This window comes from Chitinophagaceae bacterium C216, from assembly GCA_028485475.2.
Classification (GTDB): Bacteria; Bacteroidota; Bacteroidia; order Chitinophagales; family Chitinophagaceae; genus Niabella; species Niabella composti.
In genome coordinates, this window is record CP144143.1 from 75,135 (window position 1) to 100,219 (window position 25,085).

Here is a 25,085-nt window from a genome sequence, read left to right on the forward strand (position 1 = left end):
ATTTTCTCATCATCACATACTACCCTGCCTCAGCCAAACTCCTGAAGTCTACACTCACCAACTTACTTACCCCAGGCTCCTGCATGGTTACACCATATATCACATCAACGGCACTCATAGTAGTTTTATTGTGCGTTACTATAATAAATTGCGAGTTGTTACTGAATTCACGGATCATATTGGTAAACTTACCCACATTGGCATCGTCCAGTGGAGCATCCACCTCATCCAGAATACAGAATGGAGCCGGTTTGATAAGATAAATGGCAAAGAGCAGTGCGGTAGCAGTTAGGGTTCTTTCTCCTCCGCTCAGCTGCGTTAAGGATGTAGGTCTTTTACCCTTAGGCTTTGCAATAACATCAATACCTGTTTCGGCTAGGTTATCCGGATCTTCAAGAACCAAATCGCACTGGTCATCTTCAGTAAACAACGATTTAAATACCTTTTTAAAGTTTTCACGCACCTGATTGAAAGTATCCAGAAATTTCTGATTGGCGGTAGACTCTACCTCCTCAATTGTTTTTAATAAACTCTCTTTGGCATTAATGAGGTCGTTCTTTTGTTCTACGATAAACTCATAGCGCTTTTTCATCTCGGTGAAAGCCTCAATAGCTGTGGGGTTTACTTCACCCAGATTTTCGAGACGTTTCTTCAGCCTATCGGCTTTTTCTTGCAGCTCATCTGCACTGATTTCGGTAGTACGTGCCTCGTCCAGTATGTCCTCCAGCTGAATTTTGAACTCTACATTCAAGCGCTCCTTTGTTCCTGCTAGTTGTAATTTCAACTCATTCAGCTTATCTTTTATAGCAATCAGCAAATGCTCTGCCTGTTCTTTTTCCTTAGCCTTCTGCCGCAGTTCGCTTTCTTTTTCATTTAGCTGATTGCGCAAACTGTAATAAGCTTGATCTGCATCATCCAGCACCTTTTTATCTTCTTCTCGTGCCTGCATTAACTGTTGCAGCTCTTCTTCAACAGCTACTAATGCAGCTTCATTCTGAGCGATGTCCTCGTTGGTACCGGCAAGCTGTTGCGTGCTTTGTTCTATTTGCTTTTCCAGCTCTTCAAGCTGATTGCATTTAAATGTCAGCTCCTGCTTAAGAGCATTGATTTTACTTTGCTGACGTGTAACATTCAGATTAAACTCATTGTAGTAGCTCAGTGCTTCTTCATGGGCGCCTTGTGCAGAACGAAAAGCTTCTTCTGTTTCAGAAAGCTTATTGGCATTTTGCTGTAGCATTTCATTGTACTCCTGCAGTTCGCGGCGCACACTCTCCACCGAAGCTTGGGTTTGCTGCAATTGCTCATTCAGGTCGTCCAGTCTGTTGCGGGCTGCACTCTGCTGTGCCTGAATATTCTCCATTTTATTTTGAAGAGAGAACACCTGGTTCGATAGTTCCTGTATAGCTTTTTCGGTTTCCTTTATGGCGTTTTCTCTCAAATCCTCGTTAAAAGCAATTACCTCATTGTGTTTTGTCTGAATTTTTGTTTTCAGCTCTTGCACTACTGCTTCCTGTGCAGCAATATCTTGCTGTAGTTTTTCGAGATTTTTTGCGCGTCCGATTTTCTTTCCTTCAATCAACCCCACGCTTCCTCCGGTAAGTGTATGCTTACCTTTTACATAACGACCACTCTTTTCAATCACAATAAAGCCGTTGGAATTGTTCAAAGCCTCCTCGCCTTCTGCTATAAATACATTACCTAGAAGGTGTCTGGCAAGATTACTATACTTTTCATCCACCTCTACAACACTTAAAGCCGGAATAGCATTTTCCAATGTATGCGTAGGGGATCCGCTAACTGCCTCATGAATTTTATCTAGTATGAAGAAGTTGGCTTTGCCTTTTTTATGATTATCCAGCAGATGCACGGCTTCCATTCCCTGCTGTAGGTTTTCCACAATATAGTAGTTCAGATATGGTTCCAGTACATTTTCGAGAGCTGTACGGTATTCTTCTTTTACATAGATAATATCCGATAATATCGGAGCATTGTAATTCCAATCTTTATTGCGATGCAGGAACTTCACGCTTTCCGGATAGCCCTCCATGGAATCAATCATGCTCTTCAACAAATCATGCTCATTCTTTTTGGCATCCAGCTTACGGGTTTCTTCGGCTAGTTCATTACGCAACGCATCCAATATTTGCTGGGTTTGCAGAATTTGTTCCTTTGTATACTCATAATGCGCCTGCAACTGTTCCAACGATTGTTTTTGCTCGCTGAGCAATTGTTCTTTTTGTAATTTTTCCGCCTCGAGGGTCTCAAATGTAGCTGCACGCTGTTCTATCTCTTGCTCAATTTGCTGTATGGTGTGCTGCAGGTTCTGAATAGAAGTATCGGCGATAGCTACTTTCTTCTCCGCATCAAATTGGCTGCGCTGTATTTGTTGATTCTCTAGGCGCATTTCATCAAGTGCATTACGCCTTGAATCCAGTACCCCGCGTTTCTCTTCTACTTCTGTTTTATAATTTTCCAGCTGCTCTACCAAACCTTGATAGGCTTTTTCTTCTTCTGCTATCTGTTGCTCGGTAAAAACAATGCTTTCTCTGATACCTTTTAACTGGGCATCGGATTTATCCAGAAATTCTTGTAAGCTGTTTTGTTTTTCCTTAAGATATTGCAGACGCTGTACCGCCAGATTTCTGTCGCCTTCCTTGGTGCGTACTTTTTGCTGCAACTCATTAAAAGCATGCTGCATACTTTGCAATGCGCGCTCTTTCTCTACAAAAGCGTCTTTCTCCTCCTGCAATGCGGCTTCCTGGGCCTGCAGCTCAGCTTCCAGTTGTTGTACTTTTTCGCTCTCAACCTCTTGCTGCTCGGTCAGTTCCTTATAAGTAAGATTAAAACCTTCTAGTGCCGCTTTAGCCAACTCAATGCTCACCTCACGATATTCCTTTTTGATTTCGTGATATTTTTCAGCTTTTTTAGCTTGGCTCTCGAGCGCTTTGAGCTGGTTGTTGATTTCGAAAAGTAGGTCTTCGATACGATTCAAATCCTGCTCAGTAGCATCTAACTTTTGTTTAGCCTCTTTTTTTCGGGTTTTATAGATAGAAATACCTGCAGCCTGCTCCAGCATTTTGCGGCGGCTGTTATCCTTATCACGGATCAGATCATCCACCATATCCAATGCTATGATGGCATAGGAATCGGTACTGATCCCTGTGTCCATAAACAGGTTTTGAATATCTCTTAAACGACATTGTACGTCGTTCAGACGGTATTCACTTTCGCCGCTTTTATAAAATTTACGGGTAATACGAACCGTATTAAATTCGGTAGGTAAGAGGTTTTTTGTGTTCTCAAAAGTGAGGCTCACCTCAGCCACACCACTAGCAGAACGGGTTTTGGAGCCGTTGAAGACCAGACTATCGAGGTTTTCACTACGCAAGGCACTAATCTTCTGTTCGCCAATTACCCAACGGATACTATCGACGATATTCGACTTCCCACATCCGTTAGGCCCCACAATACCTGTAACATTCTGGTCAAAATTCACGATGGTCTTATCTGCAAAACTCTTAAAACCTTTTATTTCCAGACTCTTTAATCTCACGGCTTAAAACGTTTTTTAATTGTAAGGGCGAATATATACTATGTAACGGTAGCGATTCATTCGTTTTATACACAGAAAGCATAGGAAGGTTGTGGAAAAATATTTATCCAAACGTTAAAAGTTGATAAACAACAGGTAGCGTTTCTACATTTCCATCTGCTTTTGCTGCAGTTTCCCCTAATATATTATAAAAATCCGCTAGGCTTTCTGCTTTTGCATGGCGATGTAATAGAGGGGTACGCCTACCAGTACTATGAGTAATCCCACCAATGAAGTGGTCGGTTTATAAATCAGCAGTCCTAGCGCCATAGTTCCGGCCATTAATATGTAAATGACAGGAATAACCGGATAACCGAAAGCTTTATAAGGCCTTTCGGCATCGGGACGTTTTTTGCGTAACCTGAATACAGCGATAATTGTAAGAATATAAAACACCAGTGTAATAAATACTACATAATCCAGCAGTATTCCGTACTTGCCACTTAGGCAAAGAATGCTAGCCCAGATGCCCTGAGCCCAGAGTGCCCATTGAGGTACGGCATTTTTATTCAACTGGGCGGCCTGAGGTAAAAATAATTTATCCTGAGCCATCGTATAAAAGACTCTTGCTCCAGTGAGAATCAATCCATTATTACATCCAAATGTAGAAACCATAATCATTACCGCAATAATAGCCGTACCATATACCCCAAAAATGTTAGATGCTGCCGCTGTGGCTACACGATCCTGAAGCGGAAATGCAACATTGGGAGTTGCGGATTCGGTAGGGAAGGCAGCAGCAGCTTCCGATGCTTCAGGAAATAAAGGCAATACAGCAATGTACATTACATTAGTAAGCACATATACAATGGTAACAATTAGGGTTCCCAGAAAAAGACTCAACCCCACGTTACGTTTAGGATTTTTTATTTCACCGGCAATAAAAGTGACGTTTTCCCAGGCCACACTGCTGAATACGGATCCCACCATAGCAGAACTTATCAATCCGATCATTAAGAATATAGAAGCCGGCTCTTTAAATACCGACCAGCCAATCTGACTGCCCGACTCGTCCCTTACAGGCTCGGTAAACTTAAAATCAAAACCGGTAGCCCAATTGGCATTCCATATATCGACCTTGGCCGCCATTAGTAGGCCGAATACAATCAATGCAAATAGCGAGAACAATTTAGCAAGCGTAAATATTGACTGAATCAATTTGCCCTCCCGAATACCCCGCGTATTTACATAGGTAAGAAAAATAATCAATGCTATAGATACTAGCTGCGCCGGATATAACTTAAACCAATCTCCTATCTGAAAAATAATATTTTCATCGGCCATAGTAAGCGCTGGAATAAAATAACCGGCAAATTTGCTAAATGCGACTCCTACGGCAGCGATGGTACCCGTCTGTATAACAGAAAAAAAGCTCCATCCGTACAAAAAACCCGTAAACGGATTGTAAGCCTCCTTAAGATACACGTACTGTCCGCCCGCTTTAGGATACATTGCAGATAACTCCCCATATGTTATAGCAGCAAAAACGGTCATGGCACCGGTTAATATCCATAATGCAATCAACCAGCCGGCACTCCCCACATTCCGTACCATGTCGGCTGTTACGATAAAGATTCCGGAACCAATCATGGAACCAGCCACAATCATAGTTCCATCAAAAAGGCTTAGAGACTGTTTGAGTTTTTCTGCAGACATATTGAAGATTTGTTATAACAGACAAGATAAGATGAAATTACTAAAATCAAAATATTTAAGCCGAATTGTAGGTTCAAAATGCTGTATTACGAGACCTAAAAAACTTTCATTTCAATGTAAAAATTTTCCCAGATTTTTTTTGGAAAGTAGATATTTGTTCCCTTATCTTTGCACTCCCGTTTGAGAGCATGGGATCAGACAACGGGAGTTTAGCTCAGTTGGTTCAGAGCATCTGCCTTACAAGCAGAGGGTCGGCGGTTCGAGTCCGTCAACTCCCACTCAAAAAGCAGCTACAATTTGTAGCTGCTTTTTTGTTTATAATCACACCCCCAAACATCTTGTTTCTTTTATCTCCCTCACTGCATTGCCCTTTACTTCCTACGACATTTTTTACAGCGTTTATGATTAATCATCCAAAATGTAATAATAATTGTTACATTTAAAAAATTGCAGTATTTTTATCTCATGAACAATACTCGATTTGCCACAGCGATCCATATTCTTGTTTTGCTCTCAAAACATAAGGAGGAATGGATAGCTTCTGAATGGCTCGCAGGCAGTATTGGTGTAAATCCGGTGGTAGTGAGACGTGAAATAGCCGCACTCAAGAAAGCAGGTCTGGTAGAATCGTTAAAGGGTAAGGACGGAGGTTGCAGACTTGCTAAAAAAGATAAGGACCTCTTACTGTCGGAAGTATTTACAGCTATAAGCCACACTGACCTATTGGGCAAAAAAAATAAAAACCCCAATCCTCAATGTCCTGTTGGCAAAAATATTAATAAAGAGCTAGACAAACTGTACAATCAAATTGACCAAACAGTTGTCCAATATTTGAAACAATATACATTAAAGGAATTTACCCGGAAATTCGGATAACATTTATATCAAGTATAAAACTTATTAAATATTTACATATGAGCACAGTTGCAGTTATCGGAGCTACAGGATTTGTAGGTTCTAAAGTAGTTACAGAATTAGTAAACAGAGGTTATACAGTAAAAGCCATTGCTAGAGATATTTCAAAACTTCCTCAGCATGAAAAAATTCAGGCGATCAGCGCTGATGTATACGCAGAAGATGATTTAATAGAAAAACTAAAAGGTGCTGATGCCGTAATCAGTACATTTAATGCGGGCTGGGATAACCCTAATCTGTATGATGACTTTCTTAAAGGTTCACGCATTATTGAAAGATCTGTAGAAAAAGCGGGTATTAAAAGACTAATAGTTGTAGGAGGTGCTGGTAGTTTGTATATTGACGGCAAACAAATTGTAGATGGTCCAGATTTTCCTGCAGCTTTTAAACCTGGTGCATTAGCGGCGCGAGATTATCTAAATGAAATTAAAAAAAATACCACACTGGACTGGACCTTCTTCTCTCCTGCTATAGAAATGAATCCCACGACAGCAGGACAAAGAAAAGGCAGTTACCGAACTAATACAGAAAATCCGGTATTTGATGAAAACGGACGCAGTATAATATCAGTGGAAGATGTTGCGGTTGTATTAGTCGATGAATTAGAGAAAGGCCAGTTTATAAGACAACGCTTTACTGCGGCATATTGAAACAGATTTATGAAACGACCTCATGATCATGAGGTCGTTTTTTTATACCTCTTTCAAAAACCGAACTATTTTTTTGCATGAGCATTTACATAGGCTGTCACTTGGTCCACTTCCTCACTATTTAAACGAGCTTTTTTAACCATAGAAGCCAATATTGGACGCAGCTCTTCAAATGTTTTAGAAGCTACTGCCTCATCTTTGGGCTTATGACACTTAGTGCACTGATTATTGAAAATAACACTTCCAGCATTAATCACTTCAGCGTCTTTACTAACATTTTCCGAAGTAGGAATGATTGCATCTGTAGCAGCGGGAGTAGCTTTAGGAGTACAAGCTACCGCGAAAGCAATACCTAGAATGACGAATAGGTGTTTCATAAATCATGGCTTTATTGTATTAATACAAAAAGTGCACCATTTATGAAAATATTACCCATCATTTTAGAATGCTTCGTAGCTGATAGGTTCCTGAACCCGCTTTAAATACCAGATATTTCTTTTCACGCTTTACATACTTTAAGGGCACATTACTGGTTATCAGCTCCTTTACATGTTGCGCATATTGAGCATGGCAAGGCAGATAAATCAACGCCGTTGTATTGACAGGAACAGAAACTTTTAAAATAAAATCATTACGCTCTTTTTTCCAATCACAAATAATTCTTCCATAAGGGCTGTCATAATAGCCTTTAGCATAATTCAAATCATCAGCAATAAAAGGCTTTATACTAAAACTCCTAAAGGCCGGTTCAGAAGCATTAATTCCCAAAATAGAGCGATAAAACCATTCCGTAACGGAACCAAACATAGGGTGGTTTTGTGAGTATACATTATCGGAATACTTCCAGGTTTCCCATATAGTAGTTGCCCCTTTTTCAATCATATGCCCCCAACCTGGATAGTCTTTTTGATTGACGATAGTGTAAGCTAATTCCTGTTCATTTTCCCTGCGCATTACATCAAACATCATTTTCGTAGCAAAAATGCCTGTATGCACATGATTTTGTTTTTTTTCAAAAGCCTCCTTCATTCTATCCCTAATCTGATTTTTTTCATCTGTATTAATGATATCGTACCATAGTGGGAAAATCTGTGCAGCCTGTGTACCATTATCAAACACACCATCTCCTTTATAAAATTTATGCAGAATGGCTTCTTTAATTTGTGCACACAGCCGGGCATATCTTTCTGTATCTGTATTTTTATCTAATAAGCGGGAAAAACGTTCCATCAACATAGCATGATGGTAATAAAATAAAGAAGCTGTGAGGGCTTCCGGTTTTACTTCCAGAGATTCATGATCGCTGATATCCTCGTCATACAAAAAATCGCGAGCATTTTTTTCTAGAAAAGCAATCTGTTTTTGTAAAGAAGCGTAATGTTTTTCAATTACTCTTTTATCCCCATAAAATTCATACAGTTTCTCTACAAGATAGGGATATCCGAGTTGCCAGCCTAAAGGCCCTGATTGATCTCCCGGCCCTTTATCATGTAAGCCTACAAAAGGAGCCGTTTCGGGTATACCCCCTAAAGGGCGTTGATCGTCCTCAAAATCCTGCAATACTTTTCGGTAAAAATTATGCATATCAAAATTGTAGCAGAAAGACTCTAGTGTACAAAACAGATCTCCACCATAACCAAATTTTTCTCTTCCTGCACAATCAGACTGTACACTGAAAATGTTGCTTTTGAAAGTACGCAGTACATTTTCTTGTATCTTATTAAATAAGTCATTTGAACATTCAAACGCACCGCTAACAGATACGTCGGCATGCATAACCAGTCCGCTAATATCGTCAGGAGTAGGAACTCCAGGCCATCCCTTTATTTCTACATATCGAAATACATGAAACGTAAATCTTGGACTCCATACCTCAATGTCATTTCCTGCAGCAATATAACAGTCTTGTTGCCAAGCTATAGGGGGAGCGCCTGGTCCTCCGTTTCCTTTTTTGATCTGTCCTGCCACCGTCGTCATACCATTCAACTGTCCATCGTTATACACATCCTCGCCGTAACGTAGCGATATACGGGTTCCGCGCGGCGCATTTACTTTGATTTGAGCGACACCTGCAAAGTTTTCTCCCATATCTGCAACATATACTCCTTTTGATACCTCATTAATGGCAACGGGTTTAACAATTCTTTTTACTCTAACTTGGGGCTGTAGGTCAGCCACTAGTTTGCCTTTAGGGCCCTCAACAACCATAGCCTGTTTGCCATTGTGCATTTCAGTATCAGAGAGCCATTGGGTAACATTGCGTGCATCATAAGTCTCTCCTAGGTATACATTATTCTTTATCACAGCCCCCTCCTGATATTGCCAGCTATGATCTGTAATAATCTCACTTATCGTACCGTCTACATACATTATCCGTAACTGAGCTATTACAGAAGGGCGACCTGTTGTTAATGCATCGCGAAGATTGTATTTGCCCCAGAAACGCATCGGTAGTGGATTATACCAGCCGTTGCCCACTTGCACACCTATGATATTTTTACCGGAGCTTACTAACGCTGTTACATCATAGGTTCTATACAAGATGCGCTTATCAAAGTTGGTCCAACCGGGCGTTAGTGCATCATCACTTATTTTTTTACCATTGAGATACGCTTCGTAATATCCGGCACCGGTGATATATAGACGTGCAGAGCGAATCTGTTTATCTGTTGTAAACACTTTCTTGAATACCGGCATGGGGTCTTCCTTGTAAAAATCTTCATCCTTTTCCGGGATCTTTTTACCATCATTTATCCAGTGCGCCTTCCAATCAGTGGCATGAAGCATTGCCGTTTCGAACCAAGTAATATCACTCCATCCAGATGCCAACCCCTTTTCATCATACACTCTAACACGCCAATAATATCTGGAAAAAGAAGTCAGGGTGCGGCCTTGATAAACAATACCAATACTTTGCCGAGATTTTATTTTTCCTGAACGCCACATATCAGCCTTCCCTTGATTAATTAATTGTAGGGATGATGCCACCTCTATTTCGTAAGCTGATTGCGATTTATTGTATTGATCACTTTCCAATTTCCAGCCAAGTACGGGCTGCGGGACATCGATTCCCAAAGGAGTAATCACATACTCGCAATGTAGCGCGGTGACCCTTAAGGACTGACCTAATAAAATAAAACTCTGTAGTAACAGGCAAGCAATCGTAATATAACGCACAACTAATATTTTTGAATACCCATATAAGTGACAAAATTAGGCATCACACTTATATCTGCTGCGTTATTATTAAGATATTGTTTTGAGACTTTCACGTACTGCCTCTATCGTTTTATCCAGATCTTCGTAGCTCAATGCATTATTAAGGAACCAGCTTTCAAAAGCAGAAGGCGGTAGATAAACACCCCGCTGCAACATAGCGTGGAAAAACTTTTTAAACAACTCAATATCACATGCTGCCGCACTTGCAAAATCGGTAACAGGCTTATTGCTAAAATGGACACTAATCATACTACCAAAATGATTAATAGTATAAGGGTGCCCCCATTCGCTCAAAACTTTGTCTAACCCATCTTTTAGATATTTTGTTTTGGTATCTAATTCCTGTAACAGAGAGGGATGGTTTTTAAGCTCAGATAACAAAGTATACCCGGCGATCATTGCTATAGGATTTCCACTTAATGTGCCTGCCTGATATACATTACCTAAGGGCGCAACCACTTCCATTATTTCTCTTTTTCCACCGAAAGCACCTACTGGCATACCCGCACCAATTACTTTACCATATGTTACCAAATCGGCATTAATACCTAATCTTTCCTGTGCACCACCTAAAGCTAAGCGAAAACCGGTCATTACTTCATCAAAAATCAACACAATCTTTTCTTCATCACAAATCTGACGCAATCCTTCCAAAAAGCCCGGCTGAGGCAAAATACAGCCCATATTGCCTGCCACTGGCTCAACAATAATTGCGGCAATTTCATTAGGATGTTCTGCAACCAGACGCTTTACCGCTTCGAGGTCGTTATAAGCGCAGGTTAACGTATCGTTTGCTATGGCGGCAGTAACACCCGGCACTGTTTGTATATTGAAAGTTGCTACACCACTACCCGCTTTCACCAGAAAAGAATCGGCATGGCCGTGATAACATCCTTCGAATTTAATAAACTTGTTTCTGCCTGTATAACCTCTAGCCACTCGCAGTGCACTCATACACGCCTCAGTACCGCTACTTACCATACGAATCAAATCCACATTTGGCACCAGTGATTTTATCAGCTCTGCCATTTTTATTTCAAGCTCCGTAGGTGCACCATATGAGGTGGAGTATGTGGCTTGCTCCTGAATAGCTTTTACAACTGGCTCATAAGCATGCCCTAAAATAAGCGGGCCCCAAGAAGCGATATAATCGATATACTGATTGCCATCTTCATCATACAAATAAGCGCCCTTGGCTTTTTTTATAAATAATGGTGTACCTCCTACACTTTTAAAAGCACGTACCGGCGAATTAACGCCTCCGGGTATAGAATGCTGTGCTCTTTCAAACAAAGCCTTACTTGTCTCGTAACTATACATATCAATGTTCTTTTTACAATTATAAAATCAGCTAGTTTGCAATTTCTTTACCAAACTCCTCGTATTTTCTTTTCATCATGTTCAGCAACTCATTAAAATCAACCTTCAACTTACCGGCGGCTATGTTTATGGGCGTTTTTAGCGTTGTATAATTCAACTCCAGCATTTTTCTTTTCAAAGAATGCCGTTCTTCGGCTATATACTTTTCGGGTTCTTTTATGCTTATCACTATAAAGTTTTCTCCTGAGGCTTGCACATGCTTGATTTCTGTTACATCTTTCCAAAGCACTTTTGCAAACATTACGCCAAGCGAGTTATCGACAAAACCGTTATTATCGATTATCAATCCCGGTTTTTTATTAAATACCTTTTGTGCCAAAATAGCGGTAATAATCGTAAATAAAAAAGTGCCGATAAAGCCGGTTATCTTTACAAAACCATACTTCGTTCCTTTCACAAACAGTTGTGGCTGCACAACCATTATAACAAAGAGCAATAGTAATAACGAAAATAAAATCAGCTGTTTTGCTGCTTTAGATTTGTTAATGGGTATTTCAATAATCATATACTTAGTTTATACCGTCATTGAAAATATTCTGGTTTCGGGTTGTTTTCTAAGTAACCTCAGATCAAATGCCATAGCAATATTCCGCACAAATCCTCTTCCTGCTTCTGTAACTTTTAATCCATCTTTCTTCAACGTTACTAGTCCATCCTGCTGCATTTCTTGAAGGCGGTTCACAATCTGGGGAATTTCGGGTAGCTGCATTGCTTTTTCCTTCCAAGATGTTTCCAGATTGCACATGATATTTAAGATATGCCTACGTACTACAAGATCTTCCTCGCTTAAAATATGGCCTCGAAATACGGGCAATCTACCCTCCTTTACGCGAGCTGTATAAGCTTCCACAGACTTATCATTCTGCGCAAATGCATACCAACTATCACTAATAGCAGACATGCCCAACCCAATCATCACCTGAGTGTATGATGAGGAATAGCCCATGAAATTGCGATGGAGCGTTTTGTTTTGAATAGCCTTATACAAGCTATCGCTAGGCAAAGCAAAATGATCCATTCCTATTTCCACATATCCTTTCTCTTCAAGTAAATTCTTTCCTCGCTCGTACAAAGCACGCTTTAATTCTGCCGAAGGAAGATCGTTCTCGCCAAATCCTCGTTGTCCCACTCCCTTAATCCAAGGCACATGAGCATACGAGTAAAATGCAATTCGGTCGGGTTGAAGCAGCTTAGTCTTTTCAATCGTGTTCTTCATGCTTTCCCAAGTCTGATGTGGTAATCCAAACACCAGATCATGACTAATACTTTCATAACCGATATTCCTAGCTGCCTCGGTGACTTCTTTTACTTTTTCAAAAGGTTGAATACGATGAATAGTTTTTTGCACACGGGGATCATAATCCTGCACACCAAAACTCACTCGGCGAAATCCCAATTCGTACAACGCTTTTAGATGTTGTTGAGTAGTATTATTAGGATGCCCCTCGAAACTAAATTCGGGCTGAGCTGCAATATCTGCCGATGCAAAGAGAGATTCGATAAGTCTTTTTAAATTTTCGGGACTAAAAAATGTAGGAGTACCTCCGCCTAAGTGCAGCTCTTTTATTTGAGGACGACTACCTAATACATCGCAATACATTTGCCATTCCTTTAGCAATGTATCGATATAAGGCGCCTCAACATTATGTTGCTTGGTAATACGCTTATGACAGGCACAGAATGTACAAAGACTCTCACAAAAAGGTAGATGGATGTAAACACTAATGCCTGAGTTATTATTAATTTCGGCAAAACTTCTTTGTAAAGTATCTATCCATTTATCAACAGTAAACAAATCCGTATCCCAATATGGAACAGTAGGATAACTGGTATATCGAGGCCCCGGGATATTGTATTTATTGATAAGATGAGCGTCCATAATTCATTAGCGCATATATTCAATATACAAAGCCGTAGCTGTACAGCTCATTATAAATTTTCTGACAACAATTTCACTGCATCCTTGGCAAAATAAGTAGCAATCAAATCTGCGCCAGCGCGCTTAATGGCAGTGAGGCTTTCGATAATTGCTTTATTCTCATCCACCCAACCTCGAGCTGCGGCTGCTTTAATCATTGCGTATTCGCCGCTCACATGATAAGCCGAAACAGGAATGGTCACAGCATTTTTCACATCGCGAATGATATCTAGGTAAGCCATAGCCGGCTTTACCATCACAATATCTGCCCCTTGTTCTACATCTTGCAGGGTTTCGTTGATAGCTTCAATACGGTTGGCATAGTTCATTTGATATGTTTTCTTATCGCCAAATCCGGGAGCGCTATCTAACGCATCTCTGAATGGTCCATAGAAACAGCTGGCATATTTTGCACTATAGCTCATGATACCGACATCCGTATAGCCATTTTCTTCCAATGCTTTCCTGAAAGCGCCAATACGACCATCCATCATATCGCTGGGTGCAATAAAATCTGCTCCGGCCTCGGCATGTGAAAGACTCATGAGTGTTAATGCTTCTACAGTTTGATCATTTAGAATAACACCCTTCTCCATATCTACAATACCATCGTGCCCATAAATAGAATAAGGGTCCAATGCCACATCAGTCATCACCAACATTTCCGGAACAGCATCTTTAATGGCTTTAATAGAACGTTGCATGAGACCATCAGGATTCCAAGCTTCTTTACCTGTATTATCCTTAACCTCATCTTTGGCCTTTACAAACAATAACACACACTTAATTCCTAGCTTCCATAATTCCTTAACTTCCAGAATAATAAGATCGAGACTATACCGATAATAACCCGGCATAGATGGAATTTCTGTTTTTATATTTTCACCTTCATCAATGAATAAGGGAACAATAAAATCATTGGGTGTTAATACTGTTTCAGCAACTAGGCTTCTGATAGCTGCTGATTTACGGAGTATTCTATTGCGTCTTTGAAGATACATTTTATGTAAGTATTTTATTTTTCAAATGATAGATGTTTCATTACGCAGCACATTAAACCCAGTCTTTCGGATGGCGACAAGCATCTAGCAGTTTTGCTTCTTCACTGCCCGGTTCCGGCTGATGATTGTAAATAAATTTCACGGTGGGCGGCAGGCTCATCAAAATACTTTCTGTACGACCATTCGTCTTTAACCCAAATACTGTTCCTCTATCATGTAGTAAATTAAACTCTACATACCGACCGCGTCTAATTTCCTGCCATGTTTTATGTGCTGTGGTGTAAGGTGTATTTTTCCTTTTCTTCACAATAGGCAGATAGGCCTCTAGAAATGCACGGGCGTTTGCCTGCTGAAAATCGAACAAACGTTCCGCTTCTGCTTCATCTTTCATTCGCAGATGATCATAAAACACACCGCCTAATCCACGCATCTCATTATCTCGATGCTTATTACTAAAATACTCGTCGCATTGTTGCTTGTACTTCGGATACAAATCTTCACCAAAAGGTTCTATAGCATTTTTAAAAGTACCATGAAAATGGCAGATGTCTTCCTCAAACAAATAGTAAGGCGTGATATCGGCACCACCTCCAAACCAGCGGTCTATTATTTTTCCATCCTTATCGGTTAGTTCAAAATAGCGCCAGTTAGCATGCACTGCAGGTACAAAAGGATTTTGCGTATGCAATACTAAACTGAGACCACAGGCAAACCACTCACCATCCTCAACAGCGGCAGGCAGATTTAAGACCTGCTTCATTTTTTCACTCAAGCTTCCGTATACTGCTGAAATATTCACTCCGGCTTTTTCAAAAACATTGCCATTCTCCATAATGCGAGATATGCCTCCACCGCCTTTTCCTTCATCACGATCCCATTTATCGGCCTTAAATTTGGCCGCTCCATCTTCCTGTTCCAGTGCATCACAAATTGTCTGCTGAAGACCGTATATGTATTGCACCCATCTCTCTCTAAATGTTTCGTGTTTCATTTTCTGTAATTTGTTGCGATACCTATACTTTTTACTGAAAGCAATATTCCTTTACGGTGTTCACAAAAGCTTTGGCATGCTCTACCGGTATATTCGGCAAAATACCATGCCCCAAATTGGCGATATGTTTACCAGGTCCAAAAGCCTGTAACATCTGTTTTACCTCTTTCTCTATTACAGGTATAGGTGAAAGCAGTTTAGCAGGATCAAAATTCCCCTGCAATGCGACATTATTACCCGCCAGTTGTCGTGCCATTTGCGGCTCAATACACCAATCGATACCCAATCCATGTGCACCGGCAGCAGCCATTTCGGGCAAAGAACTCCATGCACCTTTGGCAAAAATGATAACAGGCACTTCATCATTCACCGCCGCCACAATCTGTCTGATATATTGCAATGAGAAAATTTCAAAATCTTTTTTACTTAATAATCCGCCCCAGCTATCAAAGACCTGCACCACATCAGCACCTGCTGCAATTTGACCTTTCAAATAAGCGATAGTGGTATCCGTAATCATTTGCAATAACTGATGCGCCAGCTCAGGCTGCTGATAACAGAACCCCTTAGCTTCATCAAAAGTTTTACTTCCCTTTCCTTGAACCATATAGCAAAGCAAGGTCCACGGAGCTCCTGCAAAACCAATCAAAGGAACGCGTCCATTCAATTCTTTTTTAATTAGCTTAATGGCATCAAACACATAATGTAGACGATCGTGAACATCAGGTACACAAATCCTGTTTAAATCTTGTGTAGTTTTGATTGGTTGTGGTAATAACGGACCAAGCTTTTCAATCAACTGCACTTCCATACCCATGGCCTCAGGTACTACCAGAATATCTGAGAATAATATGGCTGCATCTACACCCACAATATCCACCGGCTGCAGTGTAATTTCGCAGGCTAATTCCGGGGTTTTACATCTTTCAAAAAAAGAGTATTTTTCACGCAACTGAATATACTCGGGCAAATATCTCCCGGCCTGACGCATCATCCACACTGGAGTACGTTCGGTTTGCTCGCCTAATAAGGTTCTTACTAATAAATCATTTTTCAAATTACTGTCTCTTCTCATTATCCGTTTATTTTTTCAAGCATCGCACGGATCTCCGGTTTTTCTGCGATGATAATATTTTCCTTACAATATTTCGACAAAGCCTGAGCGGTTGTGGAGCCTATACAATAGTACTTCTGACCAGGCTGCGGAGTGTTCAGTGAAAAATAGCTTTCCACACCGGATGGACTGTAAAACATGATAGCATCGTACTGCTTGTGCAGTTTTTGAGGAACAGCGATATTTTCATAACAGATGATCTCCGAAAAGCGAAGCTCATTTTGCTGTAAGAATCGCGGAATAGTGGGCAGTCTTTTATCCCCGCAAAAAAAGTAATAGTGTGCTTCTCGATCGATTTCAATCAACTTAATCAACTCTTTTGCATACGGGGCCGTGGCACGAATATTCAGGGTAGTCTTACGTACAGTATCTGCTGTCACTCCCTCAATGCAATAGGTTTTATTATACAAGTTTTTTATCAGTTCCATCACAGCATGTACAGCATGCTGACTGGTAAATACGAAAATATCTCGGGAATTAAGATCCCCTAGTTGTTGTACAATATCCGAAGTTGAACGATGGCGTATCTCAATAAAAGGAATGCAGTCTATTCGTATTCCTTTTGCTTGAGCATCCTGCAACAATACAGGTTCCAGCATTCTTGTGCTTAATACATCCATCAATGCTTTTCCAATTTTGTGAAGCACCTACAATAATATTCCTATGCAGATTCGTTTCCTAAATACCCCTACAACTAATCCAAAACTATACTTAATGCGGATTATCAGATAGCTTGTTCACTATGTTACTACCGCCATATTTTAATAATTCCGTAGCCGCAATAGTTCCTGCTTGTGTTGCCTCTTGCAAACTAAAGATCTTTTCTACTTCAACTTTTTCTTTACCGTCAGGTGTAACAATATTGCCTTTAAAAAGTATTTTATCTTCCTTCATTTGTGCCAACGCACTGATAGGAGTAGAACATCCCCCCATTAATGCAGTTAAAAAATCACGCTCTGCCTTTACACAAACAGCAGTAGGCACATCGTTAAGGGGAGCACAAGCTTCCAATGCGTAATTATTATCTGCTTGGCTAACTACCATAATAGCACCTTGTGCAGGGGCGGGTAGCATCCAGTCCAGGTCCAAACTCTCTTCTGGCCGAAGACTAATGCGTTCCAAACCTGCAGCAGCAAATATAGCCCCATGCCATTGGCTTTGGGCTACTTTTTGCAAACGTGTATTGACATTGCCGCGCAGATTTTCTATAGTAGTATTGGGATAACGGTGGAGCCATTGTGCTTTACGACGAATACTGCTGGTAGCAATGATAAAAGCTTCTTCGGAAGGAGTGCCTGCTTTCAATATGCGGATAGTATCCTCGCTCAGCCTACCAGCATGTACCAATATATCCCTATGGCTGGCTCTTTTCAATACAGCAGCCTGTACAATCCCCTGAGGTAATTGCACCGGAACATCCTTCATGCTATGAACAGCAATGTCGATTTTATTGTTCAGTAATGCAATATCGAGGCTGCGCGTGAATACGCCCTGTACCCCCATAGCGTACAAAGGGGTGGTCAGGTCTATATCGCCTTCGCTTTTAATATAAACCAGCTCGGCTTTATGGCCATTCTGTTCCAGTAAACGTTTAACGAGTGAGGCCTGCCATACGGCCAACTGACTATCGCGTGTTCCTATTCGGATATGATTGGTTTGCATCAGGACATTTGCAGGTAATCATTAATCAAATTGATAAACTGGCAGCCCTTATCATTTTTGGTCTTAAGGTTAACAGCTAGCTTTTTAACTGCTTTTTGCGCTCTTTCGGTTTGCTGCTTTAATAAAGCGTCTTTAGCAAACTCACAGGTATGCAATTGTAAACGATCCAATTCCTGTAACTTACTCTTCCAAGTTTTTAAATGGAGTACATACCTGTAATCTTTTAGCCACTGCCAGAACTCTTGGGTGTAGTACTCAATGATTGCTTCGGCCTTAGGCACTTCTGCTCGGCGGCGCGCCAGGGTTTTGTCCAATATTTCGGTGGAAATTTCATCCACATCAATTACACGCTTACCCTTAATCTGCTTTACGGCGGGATGTACATTAGCCGGTACAGAAAGATCCAGAATCAGCTGCTCCTCCCCTTCTGCAAAATGTTGGGGTAAGATAGTAGGCTCGTTGGCATTCGTACATACAATCACCACATCCGACTGACGGATGGCTTCCTGTTTTTTATCGTATCCCAGAAAATGAATGCCACAGGATGCTGCCAAAGCCGAGGCGGTCTCATCGGTTCTGTTCATCACAGTTACCGTTACACCCGGAAAATAAGTAATCAGATTTCTGCACACATTGGCACCAAATTTTCCGGCGCCTATCACCAGTATTTTTTTAGAATTAATATGTGTAATCGCCTGCAGTAATTCGATAGCCGCAAAAGAAACAGAAACCGTACCATTACTCAGCTCGGTATCAGTCTTAATTTTTTTAGAAGCCTGAAACACAAAATTGAGTGTACGGTCCATCACAGGGCCAATCACGCCATGGGCTTTAGCCAGATCTACGGATTTTTTAATCTGACCGAGAATCTCATAATCACCCAGAATCTGCGAATCCAGTCCTGACGCTACACGAAAAAGATGCTGCAACGCATGATTGCCGTTTTTCAAATAAGCATATTCGAAAAACGTTTTTTCGTCGGCCTTACAATGTTTCAGTAACAGATGTACTAACTGCATCACCGACTCGGCAAAACCGTAAATTTCTGTACGATTACATGTAGATAAAACGAAAACACTTTTGATTCCTGCAGCTTTAGCATCTTTGGCAAGCTGGGCGAATCCTTCGTTGTTGATGGAAAATAGACCACGTGTCGCAACATCAGCTTTAAGATAGTTGATGCCCGCTACACAAAACCTATCAAGCACCTGTTTTGAAATATGAAATTCTTCCGCAGACATGTGAGTGGTGCAAAAGTATAGAAGCTTCTTTATTCCATCGTCATAATATTGTCATGTAGAAGTCATAATCATCAATATCATCGTTTTTCCTGACCAAGATCATGAAATTCCCAATCACCTAGGAGAAAGAACAATTTAGTACCTTCGCAAAAATTATTACACTATGCAATGAAACCTTGGCTATCCTGCGCCTCGTATGTCATCATATTATTATTGAGCCGTATATTTTTATGGCCAAATGCTTCCCGATGACATCATCACCCATAAGAAAGAGTTATAAAAGGATATCCAGTTGCATAAGCACATTTAGCCAATAATGAAAAGAGGAATTATTTTACTAAACTTAGGTTCTCCAGACTCTACAAGTAGAAAAGACGTAAAAGTATATCTGGATGAGTTTTTGATGGATAAACGCGTAATCGACAAGCCTTATTTGCTTCGCTTATTGCTGGTACGGGGTATTATCACTCCCATCAGAGCAGGCAGATCGGCAAAAGCCTATCAATCCATATGGTGGAAAGAAGGCTCACCACTCATTGTACTTACGCGTCGCTTAAAAGAAGCTCTGGAGCCCAAGACTACATATCCCATAGAAATTGCTATGCGTTACGGTAAGCCACATCCTAAAACTGCTTACGACAATTTGCTGGCAACAAATCCGGATCTGGAAGAAGTGATCATTGTGCCGCTATACCCTCACTATGCCATGAGTAGCTGGGAAACAGCTGTGGAGTATATGCGAACCATTCATGCTAAATATCGCTATAGTTTTAAGTTGAAAACAGTTCCTCCATTCTACAATCACCCTGCTTATATTCATGCATTGGCGCAAAGTATCCAACCTTATCTGAGCGACGAATACGATCAGTTGCTTTTCAGCTATCACGGTATTCCGGTATCACATATATACAAAACCGGTAAACAGGGTGTACAACATGATCTTGAAGATCCTGAAAAATGTTGCGACGACCCGGAATCGCATCTTACCTGTTATCGTCATCATGTATTAGAAACCTCGAAACTCACAGCTCAAGCACTCGGTCTCAGCCGCGATAAATGGGCCGTAGCTTTTCAGAGCCGCTTGGGGCGTGATCCCTGGCTGTTGCCCAGTACCCAAGAGAGATTGGAGGAACTACCCAAAGAAGGAGTAAAAAAGCTGAAAATCGTATGCCCTTCGTTTATATCAGACTGTTTGGAAACACTGGAAGAAATAGAACAAGAAGGCAAGGAGGAGTTTCTGGAAAGTGGCGGAGAAAAATACGACTATATCCCCTGTTTGAACACAAACGAGCTGTGGGTAACCACTTTGTTACAGCTCATAGAAGAAGCGATTGAACGCCCGTTCGAAAATGTGATAAAATAGTGTAATTTACCCGTCCATAAATTGCTATTGCAGGATGTCTAGTGCCTATTTATACCTCAAAGCCCTACATATCATTTTTGTGGTAACTTGGTTTGCCGGACTTTTTTATATGCCGCGGCTACTTATTTATAATGTAGAAGCCAATACACAGCCTGTAGCAGTCCGAACTGTACTGCAAACACAGTTTGGCATCATGATGAAAAGACTTTGGTATGGTATTACCTGGCCCTCGGCTATTCTCACTTTGCTATTAGGATTGACCGTTTTATTTAAAGGTGGTTGGTTTCATCTGCTTTTTAAATCAGAGGGCATATGGCTGACGCTAAAATTATGCCTCGTACTTTTTCTCTACGCTTATCACATTGCCACTCATGTTATATTTAAACAACAACTAAAGGGTGTTTTTAAACTGAACTCCCAGCAATTACGCATGTGGAATGAGCTAGCCACTATTTTTCTAATATGCATCGTAATGCTGGTCGTAGTGAAACAAGGCATCAGTCTGTTCTGGGGACTGGTAGGAACCGCACTACTGGTAATTGCATTAATGCTGGCCATTAAAATCTACAAGCGCATTCGTAATAAATCCGCACAATAAATTACTCACAACGGGCGCACCCTCATAGTTACTCATATCAACCCACATATATTACTACCATATTTTAGAATATTCTTAATTTTAAGAATATAAACAAAATCTTATAACTATGAGTAAAAAACTTTTCGCCGAGGTATTCGGCACATTTTGGCTCGTATTTGGGGGATGCGGTAGCGCTGTATTTGCTGCTGGTGTACCCGACATCGGTATCGGATTGCTTGGCGTATCACTTGCCTTTGGCTTAACGGTGCTAACTATGGCTTATGCTGTAGGCCACATTTCCGGAGGACACTTCAACCCCGCCGTATCGTTTGGATTGCTTGCCGGTGGCAGGTTTTCTGCAAAAGAACTGCTACCTTACATTATTGCCCAACTGGTTGGGGCCATCCTTGCAGCTGGTGCTCTGTACATCATTTTAAACGGGGCGGGAGCTTTTTCAAAAGAAGGGCCGGGAGCATTTGCAACCAATTTTTATGACATGCCTGGCTATCACGGCAGAAGTTATTCCCTTGGGGCTGCCTTCCTTGCCGAGTTTTTGTTAACGGCGTTTTTCCTTATTATCATTTTGGGAGCTACAGATAAATGGGCTAATGGCAAATTTGCAGGTATTGCCATAGGCCTAGCTTTAACACTAATCCATCTTATTTCCATTCCTATTACCAATACATCGGTAAATCCCGCTCGTTCTACCTCTCAAGCTTTGTTTGTGGGAGGTACAGCACTGTCACAACTTTGGCTGTTTTGGGTAGCGCCGATCCTAGGAGGTATTGTAGGAGGATTAATTTATAAGTATCTGTTACAACGTTCCGATACCGAAGCAAACAGTTAATTAATCACATCTCCTATCCATTGCCAATAAAAAATCCCGTATGTGAGAAATACGGGATTTTTCTTGTACCTATTATCTTCGTGTTATCTAACCTTATAAATAAAATCGTTGTTGTTAAATTGTTTAGCCACCTCGCGCAAATCGTAAGCGATGCTCGCATCTACCATTTGATCCCCCAGTTGCAAAACGAATCCCCCAATAATACTTGGGTCTACCTTTTCTTCTAACTCCACATTTTCGATATTGGCAACTTTCTTTACCTGCGCAACAATATTCTCCTTCACACTATCACTTACAGGAACTGCAGCAGTTAAAATTACAGTATTTATATTCTTATGAGCTTTATACTGATTGACAAATTCACCTAGAATTTCAGGTAAAACCGCTTCACGAGCTTTAGATATTAGCAGTCTTATAAATCCTTGTGTAATCGGATTCACCTTACCATCGGTAATAGCAGCTACAATTTTTTGCTTTTTATCAGCTTTAATGATAGGGCTACGCAATAGGCTCACAAAATCAGGATTGCTTTTGCAAATAGCTTTCAGCCATTGCACATCCTGAAATACCTCTTCGAGCTGTCCCTTCTCTACAGCAATCTCCAATAAAGCCTTCGCGTATCTGTATGCTAAACGTGGATTAAGCATTTTTATTTAATATTTTCAATGAATCTTTTGAAGAATGGATACTAGTTCAGCTTAATGCTTTCCACTAGTCCGTTGATGTGCTCTTCTTGCTTGTTCTGTTCGCTCAACTCTTTTCTTAACACTTTTTCGCTCACTTCAATCACGAGTTTACCTACTTCGTTTTTCACATCAGTAAGAGCCGCCATTTTCTGAGCATTGATAGCCTGTTGGGCATCTGCAATAATTTTTGCAGCCTCAGCCTTAGCCTGCTCCTTAGCTTCGTTGATGATTTTCTCTTTGGTTTCGCGAGCTTCTTTCAACAGCTGAGCTCTTTCTTCGCGCGCTTTAGCCAGCAAAGCTTCATTTTCGCTTTGCATTTGTGCCATTTCGGCTTTTACTTTCTCAGCAGAGGCAATGGCATTGGCAATGTTTTGTTCGCGATCATTCAGTGATTTCAGAATGGGCTTCCAGGCAAATTTTTTAAGAATCAAAAACACTACGATGAAGGCTACCAAAGCCCATACAAAATAGCCTAGATTGGGAGTAAGCAATTCCATATACTAATTTCTGTTTTAAAAGTTCGTGAGGGTTACCACGAACAAAAAGTTGATGTATATATACGCTGCAACTAGGGATTACAGCTGTAATTCATAAATTCTTTAAAAATACCGCACCCGCCGCCCTGTGCTTAAGGTGCAGTAATTTTTTGGGTGAAATGATTACTTCAACACTGCCAATAAACCTGCGATTACCGCAAACAGGGCAACACCCTCGATAAAGGCAGCAGTCAGGATCATAGCACCACGAATGTCGTTAGCAGCTTCTGGCTGACGAGCGATACCTTCGGTAGCAGCTTTACCGATTTGACCGATACCGATACCTGCACCGATGGCAGCTAAGCCAGCACCTACGGCACCACCAAAGTGAGACCAGCTTCCGCTTACTTCCAACAAAGTGTTTAATAAATCCATGATTCTTTGATTTTATATATGATTAAAAATTAAAAACGCATTAATGATGATCGTGCCCCTCTTCATCATGATGATGGTCACCAATTACTCCTCCTATAAACACAGCAGTCAGATTGGTGAAAATATAGGCCTGAATGAACGCTACCAAAATTTCAATCAGGTAAATAAACACTGCAAAGGCAATGGATACCGGAGTGAAAGCAACTCCGGCCACTTTGCTCATTTCAGTAAAGATAAATATCAGACTGATAAAGCTCAGAATAATAATGTGCCCTGCAGTCATGTTCGCAAAAAGACGGACAATCAACGCAAAGGGTTTAGTAAATACTCCAAGCAATTCCACAGGCATCATTAAAAACTTCACCGGAAGTGGTACACCAGGGAACCAGAAAATGTGCTGCCAGTAATGCTTGTTAGTACTAAACAGAATCACAAAGAAGGAAATGATACCCAACATTGCAGTAAAGGCAATGTTTCCGGTAACGTTGGCTGCTCCCGGCAACAAGCCGAATATATTGTTGATTAAAATAAAGAAGAAAACGGTGAGCAGATAAGGCAAATATTTCTGGTATTTGGGCCCCAGATTGGCCTTAGCAATATCATCTCTTACAAAAGTAATTACCGGCTCAATAGCATTTTGAAGACCTTTGGGTGCAGAGTTCACGCCTTGTCCCTTCGCATATTTTTTAGCCATTGAAGTCAGCAACCACACCAGTACGATCAGGGCTATAATCATTTGCACCACGTTCTTGGTCATGGAGAAATCGTACACCTTAACAGATTCGTCAATATTGCCATTAGCATCTACTGCTACAATCTTTCCATGGTCGATTTTGTAGCCATTGTGAGCGTGCGTTCCGTGATGAAAAGCTGATGACATAAACATGCTTAGCCCACGCTGCGGAGAGTATACGATTACAGGCAATGGAAGTGTTCCATGAAATTCTGAACCGTCAGCTTTTTTGATTGTGAAAAAATGCCATTCATGAGCATCGGCAATGTGATGCAGAATTGCCTCACCGGGATTAAACTTCTCTTCGCCTCCAGCGGCTCCATGTTCGGCTGCTGCCTCTGCAGAAACCTCTTCACTCGCAAAAGCCACATTTTGACCGAATACAAAAAAAAGGCTGAAAGCCGCTACTATAAAGCATTTGAAGCCATTTAATCCCATATTCTGCTAAATTTTGGCGCAAAGATAAGGGGAGTATGGGAAAGTTGATGAGTTTAACGGTCGAAAATGTTCAAAACTTTCATCCAACTGCATAAAAGTAGTCATCAAAACAGGAAATCATCCTAAAATCATGAGATTATTATCCTATATCTCCCAATGAGACGAAAATATAATAAAAAATTAAAATA

22 protein-coding genes and 1 tRNA gene are annotated in these 25,085 nt (G+C 40.8%); 6 read left to right on the top strand and 17 right to left on the bottom strand.

The features are described 5' to 3' along the window. Positions 1–19: 19 nt before the first annotated feature. Together smc and PIECOFPK_RS00320 are read right to left on the bottom strand one after the other, a co-directional pair. Positions 20–3,553: a chromosome segregation protein SMC gene (gene smc, locus PIECOFPK_RS00315; protein WP_409966236.1), complete on the bottom strand. Its 3,534-nt coding sequence runs from the start codon at positions 3,551–3,553 to the stop codon at positions 20–22. A 198-nt stretch (positions 3,554–3,751) separates the two neighbouring features. Further along, positions 3,752–5,248, bottom strand: a complete 1,497-nt coding sequence (locus PIECOFPK_RS00320; protein ID WP_330974964.1) for an APC family permease — start codon at positions 5,246–5,248, stop codon at positions 3,752–3,754. A gap of 203 nt (positions 5,249–5,451) precedes the next feature. Here PIECOFPK_RS00320 and PIECOFPK_RS00325 point away from each other — a divergent pair. From PIECOFPK_RS00325 to PIECOFPK_RS00335, 3 genes are all read left to right on the top strand, one after another. After that, positions 5,452–5,526, top strand: a tRNA-Val gene (locus PIECOFPK_RS00325). 187 nt (positions 5,527–5,713) lie between these two features. Beyond that, positions 5,714–6,124, top strand: coding sequence for an Rrf2 family transcriptional regulator (locus PIECOFPK_RS00330; protein WP_330974965.1), 411 nt, complete (start codon positions 5,714–5,716; stop codon positions 6,122–6,124). Positions 6,125–6,162: 38 nt separating this feature from the next. Next, positions 6,163–6,813, top strand: a complete 651-nt coding sequence (locus PIECOFPK_RS00335; RefSeq protein WP_330974966.1) for an NAD(P)-dependent oxidoreductase — start codon at positions 6,163–6,165, stop codon at positions 6,811–6,813. A gap of 65 nt (positions 6,814–6,878) precedes the next feature. Here PIECOFPK_RS00335 and PIECOFPK_RS00340 read toward each other — a convergent pair whose 3' ends face one another. The 11 genes from PIECOFPK_RS00340 to hemA all read right to left on the bottom strand — a co-directional run bounded on the left by PIECOFPK_RS00340 (position 6,879) and on the right by hemA (position 19,339). Beyond that, positions 6,879–7,190 carry a c-type cytochrome gene (locus tag PIECOFPK_RS00340; protein WP_330974967.1) on the bottom strand — a complete coding sequence of 104 codons (312 nt, stop codon included), beginning with the start codon at positions 7,188–7,190 and terminating at the stop codon, positions 6,879–6,881. Positions 7,191–7,248: 58 nt separating this feature from the next. Further along, on the bottom strand, positions 7,249–9,990 hold the full coding sequence (locus tag PIECOFPK_RS00345) for a family 78 glycoside hydrolase catalytic domain (protein ID WP_409966237.1): 2,742 nt from the start codon (positions 9,988–9,990) through the stop codon (positions 7,249–7,251). A gap of 69 nt (positions 9,991–10,059) precedes the next feature. Beyond that, positions 10,060–11,352, bottom strand: coding sequence for a glutamate-1-semialdehyde 2,1-aminomutase (gene hemL, locus PIECOFPK_RS00350; RefSeq protein ID WP_409966238.1), 1,293 nt, complete (start codon positions 11,350–11,352; stop codon positions 10,060–10,062). A 31-nt stretch (positions 11,353–11,383) separates the two neighbouring features. Further along, positions 11,384–11,917: an STM3941 family protein gene (locus PIECOFPK_RS00355; RefSeq protein ID WP_409966239.1), complete on the bottom strand. Its 534-nt coding sequence runs from the start codon at positions 11,915–11,917 to the stop codon at positions 11,384–11,386. 9 nt (positions 11,918–11,926) lie between these two features. Beyond that, entirely contained in the window at positions 11,927–13,291 is a 1,365-nt protein-coding gene (hemN, locus tag PIECOFPK_RS00360) for an oxygen-independent coproporphyrinogen III oxidase (RefSeq protein WP_409966240.1), read from the bottom strand. A 50-nt stretch (positions 13,292–13,341) separates the two neighbouring features. Then, positions 13,342–14,331, bottom strand: coding sequence for a porphobilinogen synthase (gene hemB / locus PIECOFPK_RS00365; RefSeq protein WP_409966241.1), 990 nt, complete (start codon positions 14,329–14,331; stop codon positions 13,342–13,344). A 52-nt stretch (positions 14,332–14,383) separates the two neighbouring features. Continuing rightward, positions 14,384–15,322: an oxygen-dependent coproporphyrinogen oxidase gene (hemF, locus tag PIECOFPK_RS00370; protein ID WP_409966242.1), complete on the bottom strand. Its 939-nt coding sequence runs from the start codon at positions 15,320–15,322 to the stop codon at positions 14,384–14,386. Between the two features lie 31 nt (positions 15,323–15,353). Further along, on the bottom strand, positions 15,354–16,397 hold the full coding sequence (hemE, locus tag PIECOFPK_RS00375; protein WP_330974974.1) for a uroporphyrinogen decarboxylase: 1,044 nt from the start codon (positions 16,395–16,397) through the stop codon (positions 15,354–15,356). Beyond that, complete coding sequence (locus PIECOFPK_RS00380) at positions 16,397–17,056, bottom strand: uroporphyrinogen-III synthase (RefSeq protein WP_409966243.1); 660 nt, start codon at positions 17,054–17,056, stop codon at positions 16,397–16,399. The genes hemE and PIECOFPK_RS00380 overlap by 1 nt, the downstream gene beginning before the upstream one ends. Positions 17,057–17,147: 91 nt before the next feature. Beyond that, positions 17,148–18,098, bottom strand: coding sequence for a hydroxymethylbilane synthase (hemC, locus tag PIECOFPK_RS00385; protein WP_330974976.1), 951 nt, complete (start codon positions 18,096–18,098; stop codon positions 17,148–17,150). Further along, on the bottom strand, positions 18,098–19,339 hold the full coding sequence (gene hemA, locus PIECOFPK_RS00390; RefSeq protein ID WP_330974977.1) for a glutamyl-tRNA reductase: 1,242 nt from the start codon (positions 19,337–19,339) through the stop codon (positions 18,098–18,100). The genes hemC and hemA overlap by 1 nt, the downstream gene beginning before the upstream one ends. Before the next feature lie 316 nt (positions 19,340–19,655). On the opposite strand from hemA, the gene hemH reads away from it, so the two are divergent. The 3 genes from hemH to aqpZ all read left to right on the top strand — a co-directional run bounded on the left by hemH (position 19,656) and on the right by aqpZ (position 22,129). Beyond that, complete coding sequence (gene hemH, locus PIECOFPK_RS00395) at positions 19,656–20,702, top strand: ferrochelatase (RefSeq protein WP_330974978.1); 1,047 nt, start codon at positions 19,656–19,658, stop codon at positions 20,700–20,702. A 34-nt stretch (positions 20,703–20,736) separates the two neighbouring features. Then, positions 20,737–21,300, top strand: coding sequence for a CopD family protein (locus PIECOFPK_RS00400; RefSeq protein WP_330974979.1), 564 nt, complete (start codon positions 20,737–20,739; stop codon positions 21,298–21,300). 109 nt (positions 21,301–21,409) lie between these two features. Continuing rightward, on the top strand, positions 21,410–22,129 hold the full coding sequence (aqpZ, locus tag PIECOFPK_RS00405; RefSeq protein ID WP_330974980.1) for an aquaporin Z: 720 nt from the start codon (positions 21,410–21,412) through the stop codon (positions 22,127–22,129). 83 nt (positions 22,130–22,212) lie between these two features. Here the strand turns inward: aqpZ and atpH are convergent, their stop codons facing one another. The 4 genes from atpH to atpB form a co-directional block, all read right to left on the bottom strand. After that, complete coding sequence (gene atpH / locus PIECOFPK_RS00410) at positions 22,213–22,776, bottom strand: ATP synthase F1 subunit delta (RefSeq protein WP_409966244.1); 564 nt, start codon at positions 22,774–22,776, stop codon at positions 22,213–22,215. Between the two features lie 41 nt (positions 22,777–22,817). Beyond that, on the bottom strand, positions 22,818–23,312 hold the full coding sequence (gene atpF, locus PIECOFPK_RS00415; protein WP_330974982.1) for a F0F1 ATP synthase subunit B: 495 nt from the start codon (positions 23,310–23,312) through the stop codon (positions 22,818–22,820). Between the two features lie 162 nt (positions 23,313–23,474). After that, complete coding sequence (atpE, locus tag PIECOFPK_RS00420) at positions 23,475–23,726, bottom strand: ATP synthase F0 subunit C (RefSeq protein WP_330974983.1); 252 nt, start codon at positions 23,724–23,726, stop codon at positions 23,475–23,477. A gap of 40 nt (positions 23,727–23,766) precedes the next feature. After that, positions 23,767–24,897, bottom strand: a complete 1,131-nt coding sequence (gene atpB / locus PIECOFPK_RS00425) for a F0F1 ATP synthase subunit A (protein ID WP_409966245.1) — start codon at positions 24,895–24,897, stop codon at positions 23,767–23,769. Positions 24,898–25,085: the final 188 nt, after the last annotated feature.